At 62.8% G+C, this 26,692-nt stretch carries 23 protein-coding genes; 8 read left to right on the top strand and 15 right to left on the bottom strand.

The genetic code is table 11. The features are described from left to right. The first annotated feature begins 203 nt into the window (after positions 1–203). The 3 genes from NP503_RS14140 to NP503_RS14130 all read left to right on the top strand — a co-directional run bounded on the left by NP503_RS14140 (position 204) and on the right by NP503_RS14130 (position 3,594). Positions 204–2,402 carry a caspase family protein gene (locus NP503_RS14140; RefSeq protein ID WP_127273154.1) on the top strand — a complete coding sequence of 733 codons (2,199 nt, stop codon included), beginning with the start codon at positions 204–206 and terminating at the stop codon, positions 2,400–2,402. 113 nt (positions 2,403–2,515) lie between these two features. Continuing rightward, the gene (locus NP503_RS14135; RefSeq protein WP_127271640.1) at positions 2,516–2,896 is read left to right on the top strand and encodes a hypothetical protein; all 381 of its coding nucleotides are present in this window, start codon (positions 2,516–2,518) and stop codon (positions 2,894–2,896) included. Continuing rightward, positions 2,893–3,594, top strand: a complete 702-nt coding sequence (locus NP503_RS14130) for a hypothetical protein (RefSeq protein WP_127272138.1) — start codon at positions 2,893–2,895, stop codon at positions 3,592–3,594. Before NP503_RS14135 ends, NP503_RS14130 begins: the two co-directional genes overlap by 4 nt. A 62-nt stretch (positions 3,595–3,656) precedes the next feature. Here NP503_RS14130 and NP503_RS14125 read toward each other — a convergent pair whose 3' ends face one another. Then, a complete protein-coding gene (locus tag NP503_RS14125) occupies positions 3,657–4,751 on the bottom strand; it encodes a serine protease (protein WP_127271446.1) in 1,095 nt (364 codons plus the stop codon). A gap of 396 nt (positions 4,752–5,147) precedes the next feature. On the opposite strand from NP503_RS14125, the gene NP503_RS14120 reads away from it, so the two are divergent. Continuing rightward, on the top strand, positions 5,148–6,245 hold the full coding sequence (locus NP503_RS14120; protein ID WP_127272136.1) for a serine protease: 1,098 nt from the start codon (positions 5,148–5,150) through the stop codon (positions 6,243–6,245). Between the two features lie 75 nt (positions 6,246–6,320). Here NP503_RS14120 and mgrA read toward each other — a convergent pair whose 3' ends face one another. From mgrA to NP503_RS14085, 7 genes are all read right to left on the bottom strand, one after another. After that, positions 6,321–7,367, bottom strand: coding sequence for an L-glyceraldehyde 3-phosphate reductase (gene mgrA, locus NP503_RS14115; RefSeq protein WP_127268557.1), 1,047 nt, complete (start codon positions 7,365–7,367; stop codon positions 6,321–6,323). Positions 7,368–7,488: 121 nt separating this feature from the next. Further along, positions 7,489–8,631, bottom strand: a complete 1,143-nt coding sequence (locus NP503_RS14110) for a Gfo/Idh/MocA family protein (protein WP_127272134.1) — start codon at positions 8,629–8,631, stop codon at positions 7,489–7,491. Between the two features lie 11 nt (positions 8,632–8,642). After that, positions 8,643–9,389 carry a sugar phosphate isomerase/epimerase gene (locus NP503_RS14105; RefSeq protein WP_127268555.1) on the bottom strand — a complete coding sequence of 249 codons (747 nt, stop codon included), beginning with the start codon at positions 9,387–9,389 and terminating at the stop codon, positions 8,643–8,645. A gap of 52 nt (positions 9,390–9,441) precedes the next feature. Beyond that, positions 9,442–10,539: an ABC transporter ATP-binding protein gene (locus tag NP503_RS14100; protein WP_023812494.1), complete on the bottom strand. Its 1,098-nt coding sequence runs from the start codon at positions 10,537–10,539 to the stop codon at positions 9,442–9,444. A gap of 5 nt (positions 10,540–10,544) precedes the next feature. Next, positions 10,545–11,477: a carbohydrate ABC transporter permease gene (locus NP503_RS14095; RefSeq protein WP_372337953.1), complete on the bottom strand. Its 933-nt coding sequence runs from the start codon at positions 11,475–11,477 to the stop codon at positions 10,545–10,547. 2 nt (positions 11,478–11,479) lie between these two features. Further along, positions 11,480–12,367, bottom strand: a complete 888-nt coding sequence (locus NP503_RS14090) for a carbohydrate ABC transporter permease (RefSeq protein ID WP_127322195.1) — start codon at positions 12,365–12,367, stop codon at positions 11,480–11,482. Between the two features lie 81 nt (positions 12,368–12,448). Then, positions 12,449–13,687 carry an ABC transporter substrate-binding protein gene (locus NP503_RS14085; protein WP_127272131.1) on the bottom strand — a complete coding sequence of 413 codons (1,239 nt, stop codon included), beginning with the start codon at positions 13,685–13,687 and terminating at the stop codon, positions 12,449–12,451. A gap of 404 nt (positions 13,688–14,091) precedes the next feature. Here NP503_RS14085 and NP503_RS14080 point away from each other — a divergent pair, with 404 nt between their 5' ends. Next, positions 14,092–15,147: a LacI family DNA-binding transcriptional regulator gene (locus NP503_RS14080; RefSeq protein WP_127271211.1), complete on the top strand. Its 1,056-nt coding sequence runs from the start codon at positions 14,092–14,094 to the stop codon at positions 15,145–15,147. Between the two features lie 9 nt (positions 15,148–15,156). On the opposite strand, the gene gndA is transcribed toward NP503_RS14080, so the two are convergent. The 7 genes from gndA to NP503_RS14045 form a co-directional block, all read right to left on the bottom strand. Continuing rightward, positions 15,157–16,584: an NADP-dependent phosphogluconate dehydrogenase gene (gene gndA / locus NP503_RS14075; protein WP_127272128.1), complete on the bottom strand. Its 1,428-nt coding sequence runs from the start codon at positions 16,582–16,584 to the stop codon at positions 15,157–15,159. A gap of 230 nt (positions 16,585–16,814) precedes the next feature. Next, on the bottom strand, positions 16,815–17,960 hold the full coding sequence (locus tag NP503_RS14070; RefSeq protein WP_127272125.1) for a serine protease: 1,146 nt from the start codon (positions 17,958–17,960) through the stop codon (positions 16,815–16,817). A gap of 182 nt (positions 17,961–18,142) precedes the next feature. Beyond that, on the bottom strand, positions 18,143–19,780 hold the full coding sequence (locus NP503_RS14065; RefSeq protein WP_127276181.1) for a copper resistance CopC/CopD family protein: 1,638 nt from the start codon (positions 19,778–19,780) through the stop codon (positions 18,143–18,145). A 53-nt stretch (positions 19,781–19,833) separates the two neighbouring features. Beyond that, positions 19,834–20,352, bottom strand: a complete 519-nt coding sequence (locus NP503_RS14060) for a YcnI family protein (protein ID WP_127272468.1) — start codon at positions 20,350–20,352, stop codon at positions 19,834–19,836. A gap of 41 nt (positions 20,353–20,393) precedes the next feature. Beyond that, a complete protein-coding gene (locus NP503_RS14055; RefSeq protein ID WP_127270813.1) occupies positions 20,394–20,933 on the bottom strand; it encodes a copper chaperone PCu(A)C in 540 nt (179 codons plus the stop codon). Between the two features lie 97 nt (positions 20,934–21,030). Further along, the gene (locus NP503_RS14050; RefSeq protein ID WP_127270815.1) at positions 21,031–21,387 is read right to left on the bottom strand and encodes a DUF2946 family protein; all 357 of its coding nucleotides are present in this window, start codon (positions 21,385–21,387) and stop codon (positions 21,031–21,033) included. Between the two features lie 196 nt (positions 21,388–21,583). Next, positions 21,584–22,486, bottom strand: coding sequence for a GntR family transcriptional regulator (locus NP503_RS14045; protein ID WP_127270817.1), 903 nt, complete (start codon positions 22,484–22,486; stop codon positions 21,584–21,586). 228 nt (positions 22,487–22,714) lie between these two features. Here NP503_RS14045 and NP503_RS14040 point away from each other — a divergent pair, with 228 nt between their 5' ends. The 3 genes from NP503_RS14040 to NP503_RS14030 all read left to right on the top strand — a co-directional run bounded on the left by NP503_RS14040 (position 22,715) and on the right by NP503_RS14030 (position 26,572). Next, a complete protein-coding gene (locus tag NP503_RS14040) occupies positions 22,715–24,220 on the top strand; it encodes a UxaA family hydrolase (RefSeq protein WP_127272467.1) in 1,506 nt (501 codons plus the stop codon). A gap of 60 nt (positions 24,221–24,280) precedes the next feature. Further along, positions 24,281–25,279, top strand: a complete 999-nt coding sequence (locus NP503_RS14035; protein WP_127272466.1) for an aldo/keto reductase — start codon at positions 24,281–24,283, stop codon at positions 25,277–25,279. A 300-nt stretch (positions 25,280–25,579) separates the two neighbouring features. Next, positions 25,580–26,572, top strand: coding sequence for an ABC transporter substrate-binding protein (locus NP503_RS14030; RefSeq protein ID WP_127272465.1), 993 nt, complete (start codon positions 25,580–25,582; stop codon positions 26,570–26,572). Positions 26,573–26,692: the final 120 nt, after the last annotated feature.

Here is a 26,692-nt window from a genome sequence, read left to right as displayed (position 1 = left end):
CAAACGATCCATGTCCCATCCAGATAGCGACGAACAGGCCTTTTTGCTACTGTTTCCAGCATTCTGCCCGCGAGGCTGTCGAGAACATCGATCGGAGCGGGGCAACAGGCAGGTTGCTCTGCGATGTGACGTTCAAAATACTGACAATATCTTCGGCAAGGATTGCCGCGCTTGGAAATTCGGTCGGGCTTGGGGAAGCAATCATGATCAAATTGACGCGGCGGACGCTGCTGGTCGGCACGTCCGCCTTGACCATGGCCGGCATGGTATCGTTCCGAACCATGGCCGCATCGCGCATCTACCATGCGCTGCTGGTCGCCTGCACCGAATATCCCAACCTGCCGCAGAGGAACTGGCTTGTCGGGCCGAAGAACGATGCAGCCCTCGTCCACGACTATCTGCTGAAGAATGTGCCCGACCCCGTGCGCTTCGCGCCGGAAAACGTCACGCTGCTCGCCAAGGATGTCCCCGGCGCCAGTGGCCTGCCGACCCATGCGGCGATCAAGGCTGCATTGGCCGACCTTGCCGCCAAGGTTCAGCGCGACGATTTCGTCTATCTGCATCTGTCCGGTCACGGTGCCCAGCAGCCGCAGATGGTCAAGGGCGACGAGACCGACGGGCTCGACGAGATCTTCCTGCCCGTAGATATCGGCAAATGGATCAACCGTGATGCCGGCGTGCCCAATGCGCTGATCGACAACGAAATCGGCGCGGCACTCGACGCCATCCGCGACAAGGGTGCTTTCGTCTGGGTTGTGTTCGACTGCTGCCATTCCGGAACCGCGACACGCGCCGTCGAGGTCGATGACGAGCTGGAGCGCAAGGTCGAGTTCGCCGACCTGGTCGGCGGCAACGAGTCCGAGCGGGCTGCCGCGATCGAGGCCTATGACGAGGTGATTTCGGTCGCCGGCTCGCGCGGCATCGACGACAATGGCACGCGCAAGCCCGCCTTCACCCTGACGCCGACCGGTGGCGAACCGATCACCAAGGGCAAGCTGGTCGCCTTCTATGCCGCGCAGACGGTGGAGACGACGCCCGAGATGCCGTTGCCCAAGGGCATCGCGGATGCGCCGCGCTTGGGCCTGTTCACCTTCACCATCCTGTCCAAACTGGCCGAGAATCCCAACGTCACCTATCGCCAGCTCGGCCAGGCCGTGCTGCAGCAATATTCGGCCGACAGCCGCACCCGGCCGACACCGCTGTTCGAGGGCGAACTGGATGCCCGCGTCTTCGGCACCGACAAGACCGATGCAGTCATGCAGTGGCCTGTCGTCATCAAGGACGGCGAAGCGACGATCGGCGCCGGACTGCTGCATCGCCTCACCCCCGGCAGCAAGCTCGCCATCCTGCCATCGGCGTTATCGCCGCTGTCCGACGCTGTCGGATTTTTGGAAGTGCAGTCGGCAAAAAACCTGGAAAGCCGCGTCAAGCCGGTCGAGTTCGACAAGAAGCCGGCGCTCAAATTCGCCGACATTCCCGCCAACGCCTATGCGCGGGTGGCGGAGATCGCCGTCGACTATAAGCTCGTCTTGGCGCGGCCGGCCATAGCCAAGGGACTTGAAAAGGAAACCGCTCTGGTCAATTCGGTTCTCGACGAACTGGCCACAGCCAGGGAGACCGGCTTCAACATCGAGCTGGTCGATCCCGGCAAGAGCGCCGACCTCCGCCTCGCGGTGATGCGCGAGAATGCTGTTCCCGGTGCCCACAAGGATGCGACAGACAAGCCGGCGCTGTGGTTCCTGCCGGCATCGGGCGACGTGAGCCTGAAGGAGGGCGGCAAACCGCCGCTGATCATCATTCACGACCGCCAGAAACTGGCCGATGCAATGGCCAGGAACCTGCGCACCATCTTCCGCGCCACCGGGCTTTCGCGGCTGGCGGCGGCCACGGACTACAAGCCCGAGGACGTCGACGTCCAGTTTCAGGTCAAACGTCGCGACAAGGATGGCCTCGAACCGCTGCAGGCTTCGGTTGTGCCGCGCGTGTCGCCGGGCGACGAAGTGCATGTGCTGGCCAAGAACGGCTCGGATCTGCTGGTCGACATCAATGTGCTCTATGTCGGCAGCGACTATTCGATCACCCATATCGTTGCCGAACGCCTCGCCCCGCAAGCCATGCTCGAAGAGGGGCTGCTGGCTTTCACCGACACCAGCTTCGGCATGGAGCGGATGATCGCGGTTTTGACCGAGGCGCCGCCGGGGAGCGAGAAGCAGGATCTGAGCTTCCTGGCGCAGGACGGCGTCGCCGCGGCGACACGCGGAATGGGCTCCGCCGGCTTCTCCGACATGCTGACCGATCTCGGCATGGCGCCGGCAACCCGCTCGGTGATGCGGCTTGCCGACAAGAGCGGCCCGAAAGGCGCGGTGATGATTTTCCCGATGGAGACGGTGCCGCGCGCCTGAGCGGATGCCGGCGCCGCATGGCTCTGCCGGCTCTTGCGCGATCGGCGCGATATGAGAACATTCCCGGCCGCGTCTTGGCGCATGACGGCCGGATGAAACGGATAGGATCGATTGTGAAGAATTCTGTGTTTTCCTGGCGTGGAACGGTGGCTGGCCTTGGCGGCGGCCTGTTGTTGATCGCCAACGCTTCGGCGGACGAGGCCTGCGGCCTGTGCGTCAAGCAGATCGTCACCAACTCGGAACTGGCGACGTGTTTTCTCGATCAGTACGACCAGTTCGCCAAAAGCGGCAGCGACGCCGTTGTCGTCGATCTCAGCAACTGCGCCTCGCGCGGCGTCGTCGAAGCCTTGCCGTCACCGAACAAGGGGGCGGCGGAGCCTGACGTGCAGTTCATGATTTCGCGCCTGCAACTGGAATGCCTGAAACGGAAGCTGGAGACGCCGGGCATCGTGCTGGATCCCTCCGCCACCATTGAACTGGACAGCTGCGGATGAAGAAGCCAACGGGCAACACCAGGCAGACAGCAGCCGCCGCAAAGGCGCCGGCCGGCAAACCCGCGCTGGCGGAAACCACCGAAGGTTTCCCTTGGCCAAGCGCCCACGAGATCAAGAAGGAGAGCAACCCCTTCACCGACCGCGACTGGCGCATGCTGGTCTATGCCTGGTCGGGCATGGCCGTGCGTCTCGCCATCATCTTCACCCTGATGTTCTCGGTCTACCAGTTCCTGGCCAACCAGGAGCAGAAGCGCGTCGAGCAGACCATGTCGCTTGTCGAACTCTGGGAAAACAAGGACTACCAGCAGGCGCAGCGCGCGCTGAAAGATCGTCTGACCGCGCTTAACGCCAAATATGACAATCTGCTCAGCGCCAACCCCTCGCCAACCGAGGAGCAGGTGTTCCGGCAACGGATCGGCATCGAGGCGATGACCGCCTCCGGCGGCGACATGCCGCTCGCCGATTTCAGCGAGAATTTCGATCGCATCGTCTATTTCCTCAACCGGCTGTCATTCTGCATCGACGGCGATTTGTGTTCGCGCAAAGTGACCGATGCTTATTTCCGTGACTATGCCGTCTCTTTCTGGAGCTATTTTGCCGGCTACATAGACAAGCAGCGCAAGGCGGGTTCTCCCACTTTCGCTTCGGCGATCGAGACCTATGTGCGCAATGGGCCGCCCACGGCCGAAGCCAAATAGCGGCGCGAAAAAGGCGGCGGGATTGCGCCGCCGCCTTTGTCTCCACCGCGAATGCGCAGCGATTATTTATACAGGCTGTTGATCCACTGGACGTTGGCAGCATTCAGGCGCACGGCGGTGTTCGCGTCGGGGCTTTCCGCCACGTTGACACCGGTGACGATGCGCTGCTTGGCCTTGTTGTCGTAGGCATAGACCGAACTGCCGCTCGACCCTGGGAACGTATCGCAGTCGTACTGGAAATATTCCGGCGCGATGTTTTCGGCATGCACTTCGCAGTTTGCCTTCCACATCGTGCCCATCGGCTTGTCGCCGGGATAGCCAACGAGATTGGCGGTGAAGTCGCCAAGATCGTCATAGTTCGCATAGCCCAGCCAGCCGAGATTGGTGCCGACATCCTGCTTTAGCGTGACGATGCCGAGATCCCACAGCAGGACCGAACCATAATAACCCTGGTAGTTGTCGATGAAGCCTTGCAGCACATAGGCGCTTTCGAAGGCGAAGGCGCCGAACGGTGCGTCGTCGGCCGTGCTGCCGTTCAGCCCCGGCACGAACAGATAGTCGGAGAGCCAATCCTTGTCCTCATGGCTGTAGAGGCAGTGCGCGGCGGTGAGCACCGTGCGCGGGCCGATCAGCGTTGCCGAACAGCTGCCGAAGCTGCCCGTCTTCGGCGATTTGGCTTCGAGATAGCCGATTGCCGAGAACGGATAGGTCTTGGTGTTCTTGACCTGCTCGCGATCGTCGGTGCCGAAGACCTGACGGCCGGCTTCGCCTTCGCCGAGGTCCGGATCCTCGGTCTTGCGCTCGGCCCCGTCTTTTCCGGTGGCCGGAGCGTTCAGTTCCTTGATGATAAGCTCCCGCAGCGCTTCGCTCGGCTCGATCTTGATCTCCTTGCCATCGGCGGACCGTCCGACGACGCCGTAGGATTTGACAGCCGTTGCCTCGTCGGCAAGCGGCGCGGCGCGGCTGTCTTCGTCGGTCAGCTTAGGTGGCGCGATTGGCTTTGCCCGCCCGGGCTTGTAGTCGCCTGAAGTCACGTCGCGCGCGCTTTCGCCATTGCCGGCACTGGCGGAGCCAGGATCGGCGGCGAAAACCGGGACCGTCCACATTGCGGTGGAAAGCAATGCGGACACAATGAGTGCGTTTGTCAGTTTTGTCATGGTGAGACTCTCCCAAAAGTCAGCAAGGACTGGATCAAGATACAGAAATATTGTCGAGATCGTGGTGGCGTCGAAAAAGGATTTTGGTTACCGCACTTGAAATTTGACCATCGCCTATGCGGTCGGTCAAAGCCCCCGCCAAAGACACCCGGGCGGATATATTGCCTAAATTAATACAACATTGGAATGACAATTAGCTTCCACATAGCCCGTGGGGGGCTATAGGGTTTTGAACGGGGTCTGCACAGGAACGCGATACGCGAAGCAGTGCCTGACTTGGTGTCCCTGCCGTGCCGCTGCAACGAAAGCTGCGCGGCCTGACCACCAGTCTGAGGCTTGCTTTGTTGATCATGCGCCGGGGCTGGTCCGCTCGGGTACATATCAGGAGGGCTTCAGATGAACATCATCCATCGGTTCAGGCCGATCGCCGCTGCATCGCTGCTCGGCATCGCAGCCGCCCTTGCGGCAGCCAATTCCACCCAGGCCGACGAAGCAGTCGCCCGACCGGAGGCAGCGGTCTCGCCAATGAAGCGCGTGACGGAAGCCAGGGCGAAAGCCGCGGCGGAGAACCCCGACGCAGCCGACCGCGTCTATGGCGGCAACCAGGCCGAAAAGGGAGCCTATCCGTTCCAGGTCGCGCTGCTCACCACCGACAGGCTGGACGAGAACCCGGCCTCGCAGGCCAACGCCCAATTCTGCGGCGGCAGCCTGATCGCGCCGCAATGGGTGCTGACGGCAGCACACTGCCTCAACGACAAGGGTCAGCCGGTTTCGCCGGAGAGCGTCACCGTGCTGACCGGTGCAACCGATCTCAGCGAGGGCAAGCGCCACAAGGTGGTGGAGGTCATCGTCAACGAAGCCTACAGCGAGCAAACGCTCGACAACGATCTCGCCCTGCTCCGGCTTGCCGAACCGGCCGACGCGCCGACCATCAAGGTCGCCCATGAGGCAACCCCCGACACCGGCAAGACGACCGTCACCGGCTGGGGCAAGATGCAGGACGGCACCTTTCCGACCACGCTGATGGTTGTCGATCTCGATCTGCAGCCGAACCAGGCCTGCAACAGCGGCATCAAGGCCATCTATGCGCGTGATCTGAAGGCAGCGCTCGGTGATCTGTCCCGCCGTATGCGCTATTCGGAAAAAGGCATCGACGCGGCAGCCAATGCGATCGCCGCCGACATGACCGACCCGCTGACCGGCAACATGATCTGCGCCGGCACCACCAGCGGCGTGCGCGATGCCTGCAACGGCGACAGCGGCGGCCCGCTGTTCATGACCGGTGCCGAAGGCCCGGTCCAGGTCGGCGTCGTCAGCTGGGGCGAAGGCCCGGCTGACGGCAGTGCGGCGTGCGGCCACAAGGAGGCCTACGGCATCTACACGCGGCTGGCCAACTACACCGGCTGGATCGAGGCGAAGATGAAGACCTCGGCTCCGGCGCCGGCAAAGCCCAAGGCGGGACTGGGCACCGCCCAGAAACCGAAAACGCCCTGAAGCAGCGCTGTTCGCTTTCAAGCAAAACGGCGGGAGAGGTTCCCGCCGTTTTGCTTGCCGGCTTATCGAGAGGACTTATTTTCGCGGCGGGCCTTTGCGCTCGGCGGAAGCCGCCCACAGATTAATGTCGGATTCGCGCGCATAGGTGTCGATCTCGGCGAGTTCGGCATCGCTGAAATCGAGCACCTTGAGCGCGCCGACGCAGTCCTCGACCTGCTCCGGCCGGCTGGCGCCGATCAGCGCCGATGTCACCCTGCCCTTGCGCAGCACCCAGGCCAGCGCCATCTGCGCCAGCGTCTGCCCGCGCTTGCCGGCGATGGCGTCGAGCGCCTTGATGTTGGCGATGGTCTTGTCGTTGATGAAGGCTGTCTTCAGCGACTTGCCCTGGGAGGCACGGCTGCCATCGGGAATGCCGCCGAGATACTTGTTGGTCAGCATGCCTTGCGCCAGCGGCGAGAACACGATGGAGCCGACGCCGAGCCCTTCGAGCGTGTCGAGCAAGCCATCTTCCTCCACCCAGCGGTTCAGCATCGAATAGCTCGGCTGGTGGATGACGCAAGGCGTGCCAAGCTGCTTCAAGATATCGGCGGCCTCGCGTGTGCGCTGCGAATTGTAGGACGAGATGCCGGCATAGAGCGCCTTGCCCGAGCGCACGGCATGGTCGAGCGCGCCCATGGTCTCTTCCAGCGGCGTGTCGGGGTCGAAACGATGCGAATAGAAGATATCGACATAGTCGAGCCCCATGCGCTTCAGGCTCTGGTCGAGGCTGGCCAGAATGTATTTGCGCCCGCCCCATTCGCCGTAGGGTCCGGCCCACATCTCGTAGCCGGCCTTCGTCGAGATGATCAGCTCGTCGCGGTAGGCGGCGAAGTCGGTGCGCAGGATTTCACCGAAAGCGGTCTCGGCCGAGCCGGGTGGCGGACCGTAATTGTTGGCAAGGTCGAAATGCGTGATGCCGAGGTCGAAGGCCTTGCGCGCGATCGCCTGCTTGGTCCTGTGCGGCGTGTCGTTGCCGAAATTATGCCACAGGCCGAGCGAGATTGCCGGCAGCTTCAGGCCGGAGCGGCCACAGCGGTTGTAGACCATTTTCTCGTAGCGGTTTTCGGCGGGCGTATAGGGCATCGGAAAATCCTCAAATGGAAGCGAGCCAGGCTACTGCCATCGCGACAACGCGGGCGAGTCGGCTTTGCCCCTCACCTTTACCCTCTCCCCGCCGGAACGGGGAGAGGGTTGAGGTATCTGCCTACTTCTTCTTCGCCAAAAGGTCCTTGGCTTGCTTGACGCCGAGGGCTGCCGGCCGTTCGCAGGTGGTCTGCATGGCGACGAACTTGCCGGTTTCGCCGGAGCGCAACAGCCCGGTCATCACGTCGACGGCGTGCAGCGCCAGCTCCATCGAACAGCGATGCGGTCGGCCTTCCGCGATCGCCACTGCCATGTCGGCGAGGCCCGATGTGCGGTAGTTGGCCATCATGCCTTGCGAATGCATCTCGTTGGGCACGCCGAACGGATGCGGCCAGTTCGGCAGCTTCTTGACCGGCTTGGCCGCGTCGGTGAAGCGAACGTCACCACCGAAGAAGTTCGGGTCCGGCACGAACACCGTACCCGCCTCGCCATAGAGTTCCATCGGCGCGTGGCCGTGGGCCCAGACGTCCCAGCTGGTGTTGAGCGTTATAACGGCACCGTTCTCGAACTCCAGCAGCCCATGAATGGTCGTCGGCGTGTTGACCGGTATCTTTTCACCCGCGCGCGGCTTTGAACTGATCGTCCGCTCCTTGGCCGGCGTCGTCGCGAAGGCCGCGACCTGTTTCACCGGTCCGATCAGCTGGATCAGATTGGTGATGTAGTAAGGCCCGATATCGAGCACGGGACCGGCGCCCGGCTGGAAGAAGAAATCCGGATTGGGATGCCAATGCTCCATGCCGTGGCCCATGACATGGCAGGTACCGCTCGTGACCTTGCCAAGCTTGCCGGTGTCGATCAGGTTGCGCACCAGTTGGTGCGCGCCGCCGAGGAAAGTGTCTGGCGCCGAGCCGATCCGCAGGCCCTTTTTCTCCGCCCGCTTCTTAAGGTCGAGCCCTTCCTTGACCGACAGCACGAACGGCTTTTCCGAATAGACGTGCTTGCCGGCGTCGAGGATCTGCTTCGATACTTCGTAGTGCACCGCCGGGATGGTCAGGTTGACGATGATGTCGATGTCGTCGGCCTTGAGCAGGTCTTCGACGGTCTCGGCGCGCAGCTTGAACTCCTTCGCCCGCGCCTTGGCCGCCTCCATGTTGATGTCGGCGCAGGCACGCATTTCGATGCCGCGAAACAGCGGCGCCAGCGAAAAATACGCTTTCGAGATGTTGCCGCAGCCGATGACGCCGATGCCAAGTTTCTTTGCCATGCTGATTGCTCCTAATAGGTTTTGGCGGCTGCGATGGAGCGGCGGGCGAAACGCTCGATGTCGTTGGGGTTGTCCTGTTCCATGACATAGTATTGGGCAGCACTCTTGGCACGCAACACCTTGATCAGGCCGGCCCAGTCGATGGTGCCATGGCCGACATCCGACCAGCCATCCTCATCCAGCCCCTCGCCGGGCTTGGCCATGTCCTTGACGTGGACGGCGCTGATGCGCTTGCCGTGCTTTTCGATCCACGGCAACGGATCATCGCCGCCGCGCACCACCCAGGCAACGTCCATCTCCCAGCTGACATCGGGCGCGGATGACAGGATGTGGTCCTGCGGCACCGATCCGTCGGCAAGTTTCTTGAACTCGAAATCATGATTGTGCCAGGCAAAGCCGTAGCCGGCCTTTTTCGCGGCGTCGCCGACCTTGGCCAGGCGTTCGCCGAAGCCGCGCCAGCCGGCCACGTCGGATGGCCGCTGATCGGGCATCAGGAAGGGACAGATGAGCAGCGTGATACCGAGTGCGTCGGCAGTTCTGCGCACGCCGTCGAAATCGTTCTCGAGCGCATCGATCGAGAAATGCCCAGTCGGCATGGCAAGCCCGTTCTTGTCGAGCTCGGCGCGGAATGCCTTGGGGTCATCATAGACGCCGCCAAAACCTTCGACCTGGGCGTAGCCGAGCTTGCCGAGCATGGCGAGCACACCGTCCCAGGGTTGGAAATTGCGGGCGCTGTAAAGTTGGAATGACCAGTTCATCATCTCTGTCCGTTTTGCTTGGGGATTGTCGTATGAGGGTTGTTCTCAAAAGCTAGATGCGTGTGCCCGTTGCGGTGTCGAAAAGCGAAGCGCGCATCGGATCGAAGCCAAGCGTCACCGCCTCGTCATTCTTGGGCGTGCGTTCCGAGGTCACTCGGACGCTGAAATTCTGCTGGGCAAGCTTCAGCCAGACCAGCGTGTCGGAGCCCATGGGTTCGACCACCTCGACATTGGCGGCTATCGAGAACGGCCAGCCGGTGCCGCTGTTCAGGCTGACATGCTCGGGCCTGATACCGAATGTGACGGGGCCGGGAGCCGGAGGCTTGGCAAAGTCGTAAGTGCCGAGCGGGATCTTGATATCCTCGGCCGCGAACCGCCAGCCGCCGTCGGCGTCTTCCAGGCGGCCATCGACGAAGTTCATTGCGGGCGAGCCGAGGAAGCCGGCGACGAAACGGTTGACCGGCCTGTTATAGATGGTCTGCGGCGCATCGAGCTGCTGGATGACGCCGCCCTTCATCACCGCGATGCGGTCGGCCAGCGTCATCGCCTCGATCTGGTCGTGGGTGACGTAGATCATGGTGTTCTGCAGCTTGCGATGCAGCAGCTTGATCTCGACGCGCAGTTCGGCGCGCAGCTTGGCATCGAGATTGGACAGCGGCTCGTCGAACAGGAACACGTCGACATCGCGCACCAGCGCCCGTCCGATCGCGACGCGCTGGCGCTGGCCGCCGGAAAGGGCGGCCGGCTTACGCTGCAGCAGCGGTTCGATCTGCAGGATTTCAGCCGCCCGCGCGATCCGCTTGGCGATCTCTTCTCTTGGCGTGCCGGCGACACGCAGCCCGAAGGACAGGTTCTTCTCCACCGTCATTTGCGGATAGAGCGCATAGGACTGGAACACCATGCCGATGCCGCGGTCCTTGGGCTCTTCCCAGGTGACGTTCTTGCCCTTGATGAAGATGCGGCCCTCGGAAACGTCGAGCAGGCCGGCAATGCAGTTGAGCAAGGTCGACTTGCCGCAGCCGGACGGCCCGAGCAGCACGATGAACTCGCCATCGGCGACATCGAGATTGAGCGTCTCCAGGACGGTCACCGCACCGAAGTTCAGCGACAGGTCCTGGATCGAAACGCTGGTATCATTGGCTGCCGTCATCGCCGTCACCCCTTCACCGCGCCGGCGGCGATGCCGCGTACGAAAAGCTTGCCGGAAATGAAGTAGACGATGAGCGGCACAAGCCCGGTCAGGATGGTTGCGGCCATGTTGACGTTGTACTCCTTCACGCCTTGCACCGAATTGACGATGTTGTTGAGCTGCACCGTCATCGGATAGGTGTCGGGGCGGGTGTAGACGACGCCGAACAGGAAGTCGTTCCAGATGCCGGTCACCTGCAGGATGATGGCGACGACGAAGATCGGCAGCGACATCGGCAGCATGATGCGCAGGAAGATGCCCCAGAAGCCGGCGCCGTCGACGCGTGCCGCCCGGAACAGCTCCTCCGGCATCGAGGCGAAATAATTGCGGAACAGCAGCGTCAGGATCGGCATGCCGAAAATGGAATGGACAATCACCAGCCCGCTGAGGCTGCCATAGAGGCCGATTTCGCGCAGGATGATGACGATCGGATAGATCATCACCTGGTAGGGAATGAAGGCGCCGACGATCAGGATGATGAAGAACGTATCGGCGCCCTTGAAGCGCCAATTGGCCAGTGCATAACCATTCACCGAGGCGATGGCGATCGACAGCAGCACCGACGGCACGGTGATGCGCACCGAATTCCAGAAGCCGCGCGAGAGCCCGTCGCAGTTAAGGCCGGTGCAGGCCGTTGACCACGCCTTGACCCACGGCTCGAAGGTGATCTCAAGCGGCGGTGAGAAGATGTTGCCGAGCCGGATCTCCGGCATGCCCTTGAGCGAGGTGACGACCATGACATAGAGCGGCAAGAGGTAGTAGACCGCCATGACGAACAATGTGCCGTAGAGGAAGACGTTGCGGCGCGAAATCATGCGGCGCGGCTTTGGACCGTAGGGCCCTGCGATGTCCTGGCGCGCGCCGGCGGCAACGCTTGCTTGAGCGGTGATGTCTGCAATGCTCATTTGCGTCGCCCGAACTCGAGATAGGCCCAAGGCACGATGACGATCACCACCGAGAGCAGCATCATGGTCGAGGCGGCAAAACCCTGGCCGAGGTTCTGGGCGAAGAACATATAGTCGTAGACGTATTTGGCCGGCACTTCGGATGCGATGCCCGGGCCGCCGCTGGTCTGGGCCACGACCAGGTCATAAACCTTGACGATGCCGGAAGCGATGATGACGAGCGTGGTGATGAAGACCGGCCGCATCATCGGGATGACGATGAACAGATAGGTCTTCCACATCGGGATCCCATCCACCCGCGCCGCCTTCCAGATGTCCTCGTCGATACCGCGCAGGCCGGCCAGCATCAGGCACATGATGAGCCCGGTGCCTTGCCACAGCGCAGCGATCGATATGCCGTAGATGACGATGCTGGAATTATAGAGCGGGTCGAAGCTGAAGCTCGTCCAGCCTAAGTCCCGCACGACATGCTGGATGCCGAAATCCGGATTGAGCAACCACTGCCAGACCAGGCCGGTGACGATGAAGGAGAGCGCGAAAGGATAAAGGAAGATGGTGCGGAACGTGTCCTCGAAGCGGATCTTCTGATCGAGCAGCGCGGCAAGCAGAAAACCGATGACCAGCGAGAACACCAGCGAGATCGCGCCGTAGATCAACAGGTTCTCGATCGAGATCAGCCAGCGCGGCGCCGCCCACAGGCGGTAATACTGGTCGAGCCCGACGAAATTCAGGCGCGGCAGGAGCTTCGAATTGGTGAAGGAATAGAGCACCGTCCAAACGGTGCCGCCGACGAAAACCACCATGGCGGTGAGGATCATCGGGATCGAGGCGACCTTCGCATTGAGGTTGCGGAACAGAAGGTTGGGGCGTGCGCTCTTGCTCATCTCGTCAGCCGGCTGGGTAAGGGCGGTGCATTCCCGGCCCCGCATTCGCAAGGCCGGGAGCGAGGCGGGTTGCCTCCAGCGTCAGTCCGCCGAAGCGATGAGGTCGGCGAAGCGCTTCTGCGCGTCTTCGACGGTCAGTTCCGGCTTGGCGAAGAATTCGGCGAAAAGGTCTTCCTTCTGTTTCTGGGTGTCCTGTGAAAGCAGTTGGTCCGTCCACGGCATGACGGCGCCCTTGGCAAGGATGGCGAGGCCCTTCTTCATGCAGTCGTTGGCCGCATTGAGATCGACGTCGCCGCGCACCGGCAGGGATCCCTTCTTCAGATTGAAGGCAACCTGCGTCTTGGGATCGAGCAGCGTCTCGGCCAGCACCTCCTGCGCCTTGCTCTTGTCGGCATCCTTGAGCAGCGGGAAGTAGAAGGCGTCACCGCCAGTGGCTATCACCTCGTTCAGCCCAAGGCCTGGCAGGCAGGTGTAATCCTTGCCCGCGGTCTTGCCGGCAACCTGAAACTCGCCCTGTGCCCAGTCGCCCATGATCTGGCCAGCGGCCTTGCCGGTGATGACCAGGTTGGTCGCCTGGTTCCAGTCCTGCACATTGGTGTTCTTCGCCATCTTGCGGGCATCGTCCGCGGCCTTGAAGACCTTGGCGACTTCGGGCCCGGCGGCGAACTTGGCATCCTTGTCCTTGTAGACCTTGAGGAACGTGTCCGTGCCGCCCACAGCCGCAAGCAGGACGTCGAAGGCACCGGAGGATTGCCAGGCCTGTCCGCCGACGGCGAGCGGGATGATGCCGGCCTTTTCCAGCGCCGGCGCTGCCGCCACGAATTCATTCCAGTCCTTCGGCAACGGCACGCCGGCCTTCTCGAAGGCCTCGTTGGACAGCCACAACCACTGCCAGGAATGGATGTTGACGGGCACGCAATAAATCTTGCCGTCGATGGTGCAGCCGTCGAGCAGGCTCTTCGGCCGGACGACATCAGTCCACTTGCCCCTGGTGGCGACATCGGTGAGGTCGCGCATCAGGCCGGCCTGCACCAACTCTTCCGCCTGCCGGCCATGGTTGAATTGCGTGGCGCCCATCGGATCGCCACCGGTGATGCGGCTGATCATGATTGGCCGCGCCGTGCCGCCGGAGCCGGCAATGGCGCCGTCCACCCAGTGGTTGCCGGTCGCATCGAATGCCTTGGCAAGTTCCGCAACCGCCGCCGCCTCGCCGCCCGACGTCCACCAATGGGTGACTTCCAGGTCCGTCGCGGCCGCATGGCCGGCAAACTGCAACCCGGCCGTCGCTGCCAGCGCAGCGGTCAAAAATCTGTATCGCATTTCGGCTCCTCCCAGAATCTGAAACGTTACAGATTTTCGATACGGCAATTGCGCGGGCTGTGCAACCCATCAACGAAGCACCCTCGATATTTTTTCGGGCTGCGAACAAATTCGCATGGATGATCGCGCTTCTCATGCACTGCAGCATGGTTTGCTGCGGCGCAAACACCGAAATGCCGCCTGATACGGGCAAAAAGGCGGCGGCAGAGGCAATTTCTCCTGGAATCCCAAGCGTTTCGCAAAAGAACCATCCACCTCGTGGGCGAGGGACATGTAACTCGATATGGCAATCTGTAACGTTTCAGTATATTGAGACTTTACCGGGGCTGGAACGCATATCGTATCGCCATGACGGCGATTGCCGACATGGCTCGCGGCTGCTATGCGCCTGACGGGCGGGACGAATGGACAGACAGCGTACGGACAAGAGCGGGGAGACCTCGGCACAGGGACGGCCGACGTTGAAGACGCTTGCCTTCATGACCGGGCTCGGCGTCACCACCGTGTCACGCGCCTTGAAGGATGCCCCGGAAATCGGCGCCGAAACCAGGCGCCGCGTCCAGCTCGTCGCCAAGCAGATCGGCTACCGGCCGAACCGCGCCGGCGTGCGTCTGCGCACCGGCAGGACCAATGTCATCAGCCTCGTGCTCAACACTGACCGCGAGATCATGAGCTTTGTCTCGGACATCATCTACGGCGTTTCGGAAGTGCTCGCCGAAACGCCCTATCACCTGATCGTCACGCCCTATTCCCGCTCGCAGGATCCGATGGAGCCGATCCGCTATCTCGTCGAGACCGGCTCGGCCGACGGCGTCATCATTTCGCGCACCCAACCGAACGATCCGCGCGCCCGCTACATGCTCGAGCACGGCATGCCCTTTGCCACGCATGGCCGCACCGACATGGGCCTCGTCCATCCCTACCATGACTTCGACAACCATGTTTTCGCGATGGAGGCCGTGCGCCGCCTGGCGAGCATGGGCAGGCACAAGCTGGCGCTTCTGTCGCCGCCGCCCGGGCTGACCTATTATGGCCACACGCTGAACGGCTTTGCCGATGCGCTGAGCGAGGTCGGAGCCAGCGAAATTCCGTTCAACACCGTTTCCATCGATCACACGATCGAGCAGATCAGGACCAGGACCGCGCAGGTGATGCGCCGCGAGAACAGGCCGGACGGCTTCGTCAGCAGCGCTGCCGCCGCGACACTGGCGATCGTCGCCGGCATCGAGGATGCCGGCCTCAAGCTTGGCCGCGACGTCGATGTCGTGTCCAAGCAGTCGTCGGACCTGTTGCATCTGTTCCGGCCGGAATTGCTCGTCGTCAACGAGAACTTCCGCCTGGCCGGCTCCGATCTCGCCCGCTCCGTGCTCGGCTGGATCGGCGGCGCCGCACCCGGCTCGTTGCAGCGCCTGGTCGCCACCAGCGAGGTTCGGGCGTTCAGCCCGCCGGTTTCCGTTTAGGCCCTTGGGCTAGCCAGCCGCACCGCTTCCCCACGGCCCATGGAACGCGCCCTTGTCGTCGATGCGCTCGAAGCCGTGCGCGCCGAAGAAGTCGCGCTGCGCCTGGATCAGGTTCGAGGTGCCGCGGCCCTGGCGGTAGCTGTCGAAATAGGCAAGTGCGGAAGACAGCGCCGGCACCGGCGAACCGGCCTCCGAAGCCCTCGCCACGATGCGGCGCAGCGACGGATGCGCCTCCTGCATCAGCGCGATGAAGGCCGGGGCCATCAGGAGGTTGGTCGAGGCGCCGCCCTTGCTGAAGGCTTCCGCCATGGTGTCGAGCATCTGCGAGCGGATGATGCAGCCGGCGCGCCAGATCCTGGCGATGGTCGGCATCGGCAGGTTCCAGTTGAATTCCTTGGAGGCGCCGCTCATCACCGCAAAACCTTGGGCGTAGGCGGCGATCTTGCCGGCGAACAGCGCCAACTCCAGATCTTCCAGCAGGGCATCTTTGTCACCGGAAATCTTCGTCACGCCGACGTTGCCGTAGGCCTTTTCCGCCGCCAGCCGCTCGTCCTTGATCGATGACAGAACGCGTGCCGCCACCGCCGCCTCGATCGCCGTCGCCGGAATGCCGAGTTGCTGCGCCTCGATGACCGACCATTTGCCGGTGCCCTTCTGGCCGGCGCGGTCGAGGATGATGTCGACCACCGGCTTGCCGGTCTTCGGATCGTCTGATGCCAGCACCTTGGCGGTGATCTCGATCAGGTAGGAGTTGAGCCGGCCCTTGTTCCAGTTGGCAAACACCGCGCCGATCTCTTTCGGGCCCATGCCCAGGCCGTCGCGCAAGATGCCGTAAATTTCGGCGATCATCTGCATGTCGGCATATTCGATGCCGTTGTGGATGGTCTTGACGAAATGCCCGGCACCGTCGGTGCCGAGCCATGCCGCGCAGGGTTCGTCCTTGAACTTGGCGGAGATCGCCGTCAGCACCTTCTCGACGCGCTTCCATGAGTCCTCTGTGCCGCCGACCATGATCGACGGCCCGTGGCGCGCGCCCTCCTCGCCACCGGACACGCCCATGCCGATGAAGGTGAGGTCCGAGCCGGAAAGCTCGGAGAAGCGCCGCATCGTGTCGCGGAAATTGGCGTTGCCGGCATCGATGACGATGTCATTGGCCGACAGCACGCCGCGCAGCGCAGCGATCTGTTCGTCGACCGGCTTGCCGGCCAGCACCATGATGATGATCGGGCGCGGCGGCCGGATGGCGGCGGCAAGCTCTTCCAGGCTGTAGCAGGGCACGACCATGTCCCTGAGCGCGCCGGCGTTCTCGATGAAAGCGTCGGTGCGCGCCCTGGTGCGGTTGAAGACAGCGATGCGGTGCCCGTGCTCGGCGATGTTGAGCGCCAGGTTGGAGCCCATCGTGCCAAGGCCGATCAGGCCGATTTCGGCATTTTCCATCGTTTCTTCCCTGCTTCGGATCTTGTTGGTTCGAGCCCGCGATTTGCGCGGATGCCCATTCATCACGGGATGCCATTCTTCACGGGATGATTGACGGGCCTTTCGGGCCGCGTCAACCGCCTCGCCGAATTGTGTTGCGCGGATCGAACGTGAAGACCAGAGCCCGAGAAGATTGGCAATCGGCGCGGCCGCCGGGAAGTTCAGGTGCCGGCGTCGAGGGAGAAGCGGGTTCAGAAATTGTAGTTGGCATAGCCATGGTAGACCAAATCCACCATTGCGTCCCCTCCGGCAAAGAGCAGATTCACGTTCCAAGGAGGGTTCCAAGGCGGGAAGGGAACCACGAACTCGGTTTCCTGGCCATGGCAAACTCCCACGACGCGCCAGTCGTCGCGGATGAAGCCGAACAGAGGTCCTCCCGACCACCCGTGGCCGGCGAAGTTTGTCGTTTCAAGCTCGCGCGCATGCTTGTCTCCGTCGACATCTCTTATGAAGGCAGCCAGCTCGACAGCCGGGTATCCGGCGGCGAAATCAGGATAGCCAGCGCTCATGTAAAGATGGTCGAAATACTCATCGTGGTCGTCGAAGGCCTGCGTACCCAGCCAGCCGCAGACGTTGCCAATCGGATCAATCGTCCTGCAGATTGCATAGTCGCTGGCATCCGCTTTGAACGCCATATCCCAGAAGCCGTCATGCCTGACGCCATACCAGTCGCTGACCCATGTGGAGCCGAAGCGAGGGGAGTGACCCGGGTACATAGCCGGCGTGAATTCGATTTGACAGTTGCCGCTGTAGTCCCACGGCATGACATGGCTGGCTGTCATCAACAGGTTCGGCCCAACCATGAAGGCGGTGCCTCCTGGAAGCTCCTTGCCTTCGGAGAAGGTGCGGATGTGGCCTATCGCCGACCAGGGAAACGCCACCAGATCCATGCCGATAGCCGTAAGCCCCGACCGCTTGACGGCAATATCGCCGTCCGGTCCAGCAAAGAACGGTCGCAACCGTGGGACCGTTCGCACAGCGAGATGGCGAGGAACATAGGCCTTGAGCAGATCCTCGTTTCGCCTGCCCGTGCGCGTCGGCTTGCCCTCAGGCCGCGCGACGGCCTTCGCAACAGGCAGGTTGAGCCTCGATTCCAATCGCGGCACATAGCCCTTCGGCGCAGAGACCCGCTCAGCCACCTTGCGGGCGTCCGGAAATCGGCCCAGGCTGAGATGATTGATGATGTCGACAGGCATCGGCTCCGTCGGATCACGATCAAGTTTTTCGATGAGAGCGCCAAGGTCGTTGTGCGCAGCCAGCGCCCTGAAGTTTGGTTGTCGCCTATTGCGCCCGGCATTCTCGTTCCCCGCAGTGGAGAGGCGTTGCTCCTTCTTCATGCGATTTGTCCTCGCTTGCCCTTGCCAATGCGCCTCGATAGGGCGAGACGACCGCGATTGGCATCGAAACCGAAGTGATGGCCGCCAAAGTCGAACGAAAGCGACCATTTTGACAGTCGTCATTTGCCGACTGGGTCGCTCCTTTTTGCGGGTGCTATTTCGTGAGGACCATAAGGCCGACGCTACGGCCTGATATCGACGGGCGCCTCGATCTTCACCATCTCGAAGTCCGAGACCAGTATGTCGATGCGCACCGTCCACCGGCCCGGCACCGGGATGACGAGGTTGTCGACGCGCCAGCTGCCGTCACCGGGCTTGCTCGCAGCGCGCTTCAGCGGCTCGATGCCGGAATCGGGTTTTGACAGCACAAGCGTCACCTCCTTGGCGTCGAGCGGGCCGAAATCGCCGCTCATGATGACCATCGAGGCAACGACCGGGCCGGCATGGCCGGGAGTGATGCTGAGATCGGCCATCGCTTGCAGCGCGTGGATATGGACCGACACCGGTTGCGCTGCCGCAATCGCCAGGGCTCGTGGCGGCGGCGTGAAGCGCCAGCCCGCGGCAACGCCGAAAATCGCCAACACGATCAACGTCTCGACGCCGATCGAGCGGACCAGCCTGCGTTGAACTTCCGTCGATCCCGCCTCGGCCGATGCGGTGAGTTTCCAGCGATTGACGGCAGCAAGCGTGAACAGAAAGACCAGCAGCCCCAGCTTGATAAGCAGCAGCCTTCCATAGGCGGTCTCGACCAAAGCCGCGGGTGTCTGCACCTGGATGACGGCAAGCACGATGCCGGCAGCGGCAAGCACGGCCACCACGGGCAGGATCGCCCAAGAAAACCGCCGCAGGAATGGCGTGGCCCCCGCCGATTGCCCCTTCAGCGCCAGCCCGAGTGGGATCAATGCGCCGGCCCACAACGCGATGCCGACGCCGTGCAGGAACACCATCGGCCGCGTCAGCCATTGCGGCTCGGCGGCACTGGCATGGCCGCTGGCGGCAAGGGCGACCCCCACCCCGGCCAGGCCGGCCAGCGCCGATGGTTTGGCGGTGGCGCGGGGACCGGCCAGCGACAGCAGGCCAAGGCCCAGCGCGATCAGCGCGACCAGCACTGTCCAGCCGAAACTGGTGTCGAGCCCGGTCCGCCAGACGACCGATTGTGCCAGATGGGAGAGCGGCGCCCCCAATGCGTCCAGACCTTGCAAGCCGAGCGACAGGCACGACGCGACCAGCCCGCTCAGGATTGCAGCTGCAACGAAGCGCTGCCCGGCACGGCCACTTCCGGCCAACCAGGCAAGCGCGAAGGCGCCGCCAACGCCGAGGAAAAGGCCGACGTAGAGAAAGATTTTGCCCGTCCAGATAGCCGACCGCAACGGCCAGTCGACGGCTTCGGATACGGCGGGCGGCTCGCTGGGCGCGCCGATGGAAAACAGCAGCGATCCGCCGACGGGATGACCGTCTGCGGAGATGACGCGCCAGCTCAAGACATGCGTGCCGGACTTGAGTAGCTGCGGATTGTCGATCTCGACGGTCTGGTCGCTGAGCCGGAATGACGTTAGCGGAACCGGCTTGCCGTCGGGCTTCACCAGCGTCAGCACCAGAGGCGAGACCGGCTCGCTGAAGGTCAGCGAGAACTGCGCCGGCCCCTGTGCCAGCACCGCGCCGTCGGCCGGGTCGGTCTTGATCAGCGCGGCATGGGCAAAGGCCTGATCCGACACGGCAAGGCCGGCAAGAAACACGATCACGGCCAACAGGCCGGCGGCAAGCCGGCCGGCGCGTTGGCCGGTCATGGAAGCCGTTTGCAGGAGGGAGGTCGTGCCCATGTCACCGCCACGAAAAGGAGCGGCGCGCTCGAAAGGGCGCGCCGCCTGGGAGATCATTTCTTCGGCAGCAGCTTGATGCCGGGTGCCGGGCTTTCCAGCGCGTCTTCATCCTGCCCTGCCGCCGGGATCTCGATCCAGCGATCGGCGGCGCCGTCGCATTCCTGCACCACCGGGAAGTAGAGTTTTTGGCCCGCCGGCAGATCCGCCGTCAACGTCGCGCGGAAGACAAACTCGTCGTAGAATTCGTCCGGCAGGCTGCCAGCGCTCCAGTCGACTTCCTTGACCCCGTCGGCAACCGCCTGACCGTAGAGCTGGTAGGATTTCTCGTACTTGCCCTTCTTGGTCTGCAGCGTCCAGCCTGGCTTCGGCATCGGCTTCACCGCGATCACCCCTTCCGGAATCTGCACGCGCACGGCGGTCGTCGCCTTGCCTTCGCAGCCATGCGGCACGCGCAGAACGGCCTTGTAGGTCGAGCCGACCGCCGCCTCCTGGGTTTCGAACGTGATATGCGCGAAGGCGGCGCTGGTTCCGAGCGCGAGAAGTGCGCCGGCCGACAAAAGATATTTGTTCATGATGGTCCCTCGGATTTTCAAAATTTGTCGAACCGGCCGGATCAATTGGCGTGATCGTCCATGGCGCCACCGCCCATGCCTTCGACAGCGAAATCGACGCTGACGGCGCCGGCCTTTTCGAAGGTCAGGACGGCGGAGAACTTTTCGCCCTGTTTGGGTTGCCGCTTCAGGCCGATGAACATCAAATGATAGCCGCCAGGGGCAAGCGCGACCTTGCCGCCGGCCGGAATTTCCAGGCCGCCGGCAACCGGCCGCATGGTCATGACGCCGTCCTTGACGCCCATCTCATGCAGCTCGGCCTTTTCAGAAACATCGGACGAAATCGACACCAGCCGGTCCGGTGCACTGCCATTGTTGGTGACGGTGAAATAACCCCCGGCCACTTTGGCACCGGCAGGTGTGGCGCGCGACCAGGGGTGGCCGATCTCGAGATCGCCAAGTTTGAACTCATGCGCGAGGACGGACTGGGCGCCTGTGAACAGCAGCGCAAGAGCCAGCACGGCAATGCCGACACGCTCTTCGATGCCGCGTAGAATGCCGCCGGGCGCAGGACGCGCGGCGTCAGGGAAAAAATAGGACATGGTTGCTCCATGAAGTGATGGTCGCGCCGTTGCCGGTCGCGAGCAGTTTGATCTTTGGATGGGTACGCCCACGAAAGGTTCCGCCGGGCAAACAGGCTCAGGCCGTCAGCGGCGGCGCGCGCGGGTTCGACGGCGAGCGCTCACGCGCAAAGTCGAGATGAATGGCCGCCGGGAAGACAAAGGCGACCGTTTCAAAGGAAAGGCTGTGCAATGCTAGCCCGGCATCGGGCGGCGGCGCAAAGGCCGCCGAAACCATGCTGCAGCCGAGCACGCAGCATGCCGGAAGATGGGAGGGACGCTGGTCGCCGCCCGGAAGCTGGGTGGCGCCATCATGGGTACAGATGACGTTGCCGAACGCATCGAGCTGCGATGCGTTGGGACCGGCGCCGAAGGCGAATGCGCCAAGCGTCGACTGGAGCAACAGCAAGTAGGCCGCGACAAGCGCGACCGGCATGCTCCACCGTCTCCTCGATACGCCCAAAGCCCTGCCTCTTCACAGCAACGCGACATACCTAGCACGGGGCTGGCGGGTGGAAAATCGCCAAATCACCGCTGCGGCAACGCGGCATATCAATGCATGTCGCCCAAAAGGGTGCGGCGGTTTTGGGACAACGACATGCATGAAACAAGACTCTGAGCCTCAGCGCGGCTCAGGATTTTTGTAGCGACCGGCTCTCCGGGATCGAGGTCAGCAATGTCTGGCGCGCCGACTTCAGATGCTTGCGGCAGGCGGCGTCGACCTTGCCGAGGTCGCGCGATTTCAGCGCCTCGATATAGACCAGATGCTCGCCGATCGCGACTTCGTTGCGTTCGCGTTCCTGCGCCTTGTTCCACTGGTAGTGGTAGTGGAAGATCATGGCGATGACATCGTAGAAATCGACGATGAAGCGGTTATGCGATGCCCGGTGGATGAGTCTGTGCAAGCGCTCATCCAGCTCGGAGAATTCGTTGAAGCGGGTGGAGATCTCGTTTGCCAGCTGGCGATGCTCGTCTTCCAGACGGTCGAGATCGGCCCAGACCGCGCTGTCCTGCGGCAGAGCGGTGAAGGCGGCCGCCGAGCGCAGTTCGAACATTTCGCGGATTTCGGTCAGCTCCAGCGCGAAGGCGCGCGTAAAGCCCTTCAGCACCCAATGGCTGTTGCGGCGCTTCTCGATCAGGCCGAAGCGGGAGAAGCGGATCAGGAACTCGCGCACGCTGGTGGTGCCGACGCCGATCTCACGCGCCAGTTCGAGTTCGTTGATCTGCATGCCGGCTTCGGCGCCGCCGGCGAGCAGCCTGCGCATGAACGACCGTTCGATGATCTCGGCCAGCGTGTCGGTCTCTTCTTCGGGGAAAAAATCGTCCGGACGCGCTTCGCGCAGCACCGTCTTGGCGCGCTTGTCCCAGGCGATCAGCCCTGTCTCTTCCATGCGCGCAAGAATGGTGCGGACGGTCGTACGGCTGACGCCAAGCAAGGTGCCCAGTTCCGGCTCCGAAGGCAGGCTGCGCGTTTCGTCGAGCAGCCGCAGGCAGCGGTTGTAGGCATCCTTGTAGACGTTGTTGCTCTTCGACATCCCTGACCCGTTGCACGCCGTCGCTTGCGGCGGCCGGTTTGAAGCGCAATATGACGTTCCCATGGCCCTGAGAAGCGAAATTGCTTCCCGGAACAACCAAGGACATGCGGAACTCCCCAGTGAAAAAACAATTGACGCAAAACTGTTTTTTCACGATAAAAGACAATATCTCTAAACAGACGCGTGTCAATCCGTCCGCGCAACCCAGGATCACCCAGGAAACCGCCCGTGAACGCCTCCAACTGCATTCTCCTGTCCCCCGCCGACAATGTCGCCGTCGCCAATGGCCGCATCGAGATCGGCACCGCGCTGCCGGGCGGTGCCGTCGCCAGTGCGCTGATCGAGCCCGGCCACAAGGTGGCGATCCAGCCGATCGCCGTCGGCGAGGCCGTGGTAAAATACGCCCAGGCGATCGGTCGCGCGACACAGGATATTGCAGCGGGCGAGCACGTTCATTCGCACAATCTGGTTTTCGAATCCGGCCGCTTGCCGGTCGTGCCGCCGAGCGAGGCCGAGCACGCGACGGAGGCCGACCGGGCCCGCACCTTCATGGGCTATCGCCGCGCCGATGGCCGCGCCGGCACGCGCAACTTCATCGGCATCGTCGCCAGCGTCAATTGCTCGGCCACCGTCTGCCATTCCATCGCCGACACCGCCAACCGCACGCTGCTGCCTAAATATCCCGGCATCGACGGCTTCGTGCCGATCGTCCACGGCCAGGGCTGCGGCATGAGCGGCACCGGCGACGGCATGATGGTGCTGCACCGCACGCTTGCCGGCTATGCCCGCCACCCGAATTTCGGCGGCGTGCTGATGGTCGGCCTCGGCTGCGAGGTCAACCAGCTCACCCTCTACGGCCAGAAGGGCGTCGCTGCCGGCAAGCGCCATTTCAACATCCAGGACGCCGGCGGATCGCGCAAATCGGTGGAAAAGGCGATGGGCGTGCTGGCCGAGATCGCCGAGGAAGTCGGCCAGCTGAAGCGTGAGCCGATCCCGGTCAGCGAGATCGTCGTCGGCCTGCAATGCGGCGGCTCCGACGGCATGTCGGGCATCACGGCCAATCCGGCGCTGGGCGCGGCTGTCGATATCCTGGCTGGCGTCGGCGGCATCGGCATCCTCTCCGAGACCACGGAGATCTACGGCGCCGAACATCTGCTTGCCTATCGCGCGGCAACGCCTGAGATTGCGCAGAAGCTCGACGGTTTCGTGAAATGGTGGGAGGACCACGTCGCCAAGCATGGCGCCTCGATCGACAACAACCCCTCGCCCGGCAACAAGCGCGGCGGTCTCACCACCATCCTGGAGAAGTCGCTCGGCGCGGTCGCCAAGGGCGGTCAGACGCCCCTCAACGGCGTCTTCGGCTACGCCGAAAAAGTCACTGGCAGCGGCCTCGTGTTCATGGACACGCCCGGCTACGACCCGGTTTCGGCGACCGGCCAGGTGGCGGGCGGCGCCAACGTCATCGTCTTCACCACCGGCCGCGGCTCATGCTTCGGCTGCCGCCCGACGCCGTCGATCAAGGTCGCCACCAACTCCACCATGTACCACCAGATGGAAGAGGACATGGACGTCAATTGCGGCGTCATCGCCTCGGGTGAAAAGACCATCGCCGGCATGGGTCGCGAGATCTTCGAACTGATCGTCGAGACGGCTTCCGGCCGCAAGACCAAGAGCGAGGACTTCGGCTACGGCGACAACGAGTTCGTGCCCTGGCATCTGGGCGCAACACTTTAGATTTTACTGATGTAAAGTAGACTGCGCGCCGGTCAGCGGCGGGCAACGGGGAGGTTGTGCATGGAAAGACGCCGCATCGGCCAGACAGCGCTGGAAGTCACCGAGGTCAGCTTCGGCGGCGCTGCACTTGGCGGCCTTTACCGCGCCTGTTCGCGCGAAGCGGCGATGGAGACGCTGCAGGGCGCCTGGGATGCCGGCCTGCGCTATTTCGACACCGCACCCTTCTACGGTTTCGGACTGTCGGAGCGCCGCTTCGGCGACTTCCTGCGCTACAAGCCGCGCGATTCCTATGTGCTGTCGACCAAGGTCGGCCGGCTGTTCCGCCCGGTGCCGGACGATCAGGTTCCCGATCACTCCTATGTCGATCCGCTGCCCTTCGCGCTCGACTACGACTATTCCTATGACGGCATCATGCGGTCGGTCGAATTCAGCTATGCGCGGCTTGGCCTAAACAGGATAGACATCCTGTTTGTCCACGACATCGGCGCCTACACCCATGGTGTCGAGAAGACCAAGCTGCACTTTCGCGACCTGATGGACGGCGGCCTCAAGGCACTTGAAGAGCTGAAACGGTCCGGCGTCATTTCCGCCTATGGGCTTGGCGTCAACGAAGTGCAGATCTGTCTGGACGTGATGCGCGAGGCGCCGCTCGACTGCATCCTGCTCGCCAGCCGCTATTCCTTGCTCGACCGCAGCGCCGAAGCGGAGTTGCTGCCCCTATGCCGGGCGCGGCAGACCTCCTTGGTCATTGGCGGCGTGTTCAACTCCGGTATCCTGGCGACCGGGCCGGTGCAAGGCGCACATTTCGACTACCGCCCTGCCAGCCATGACGTGCTCGACCGCGTCGGCGCAATGGAAAGGATCGCCGCCGAGGGTGGCTATCCGCTCGCCGCCGCAGCGTTCCAATTCCCCTTGCATGAACCTGCCGTCGCCACCGTGCTGACCGGCACCGCCAAGCTGGCGAACCTGACGCGCAACCTCCAACTGCTCGACATCGACGTGCCGGAGACGGAATACGCCAGATATCGTCCCCACACGCTGGTGCAGGAGCTGGTGTGAAACTCCATATTCTTGCGGTCACACGAAGGAATGGACATTCTATATTGACGAAATGATGGAATTAATATTCCATACGTTCCCGGAACGGAACGGAAGTGCGACGGCGCCAATGGGGAGCAGCGCGGTGGATTTGCCTCTGCCAGGCCTCGCAAGGACTGATCAAACAGCGCTTGCATCGATCTGTTCGATGCATTATCAAAACATGGCAATTGTTTTTTATTGATAAAGTTCTGTTTTGGATCACGCCTATCCGGACGGAGCTTCCGTATCGTTCACCGGGCGACTTAGGGAGGAAACCTCATGAAATTCGTGACCAGCATTCTCAACCGCCGCGCCGTCATGGCGCTGGCAGCAGCTTCGATGCTCGCCGGCGTCATGCATTCGGCGCCGGTTTCGGCGGCGGACGTCACCATTCCGATCATCGTCAAGGACACCACGTCGTTCTACTGGCAGATCGTTCTGGCCGGCGCCCGCAAGGCCGGCAAGGATCTCGGCGTCAACGTGCCGGAACTCGGTGCCCAGGCTGAAACCGACGTCAACGGCCAGGTCTCGATCCTCGAGAACGCCGTTGCCAGCAACCCGGCGGCGATCGTCATTGCGCCGACCGAGTTCAAGGCGCTTGGCAAGCCGATCGATGAAGCCGCTGCCAAGGTCAAGGTCATCGGCATCGACTCCGGCGCCGACTCCAAGGCCTTCACCTCGTTCCTGACCACCGACAACGTCCAGGGCGGCCGCGTCGCTGCCGACGGCCTCGCAGCCGCCATCGGCGCCGCCAACGGCGGCAAGATCGAGGGCGACGTCGCCCTGATCACCAACGCGCCGGGCGCCGGCTCGCTCGAACAGCGCAAGCAGGGCTTCACCGAACAGCTGGCCGCCAAATATCCGGGCCTCAAGCTGGTCGCCGATAAATATGCCGACGGCCAGGCCACCACCGGCCTCAACATCGCCACCGACCTGATCACCGCCAACCCGAACCTCAAGGGCATCTTCGCTTCCAACCTGATCATGGCGCAGGGCGTCGGTCAGGCTGTCGCGGAAAACAGCCTTGGCGGCAAGCTGGCGCTGGTCGGTTTCGACAGCGACGAGAAGCTGATCAAGTTCCTCAACGACGGCGTCATTTCCGCCCTCGTCGTCCAGGATCCGTACCGGATGGGCTATGACGGCATCAAGACCGCACTCGCCGCTTCCAAGGGCGAGAAGGTCGAAGCCAATGTCGACACCGGCGCCAATCTGGTGACCAAGGACAACATGAAAGACCCCAAGATCGACGCGCTGCTCAATCCGAAGCTCTGAGCCGTCGCATCCGCAATGGTCTCCGGGGCACCTCGCCCCGGAGACAAGCTGCCGCACAAACGGCTTGGCAATCCATAAGCGTAGGCTAGGCTGTTTTCGAGACATATCCTTGTCTCGCCG

The sequence above is a fragment of the Mesorhizobium sp. SEMIA396 genome, assembly GCF_024518615.1.
In the GTDB taxonomy this organism is placed as follows: Bacteria; Pseudomonadota; Alphaproteobacteria; order Rhizobiales; family Rhizobiaceae; genus Mesorhizobium.
This window is presented reverse-complemented; position numbering and strand designations above follow the sequence as displayed.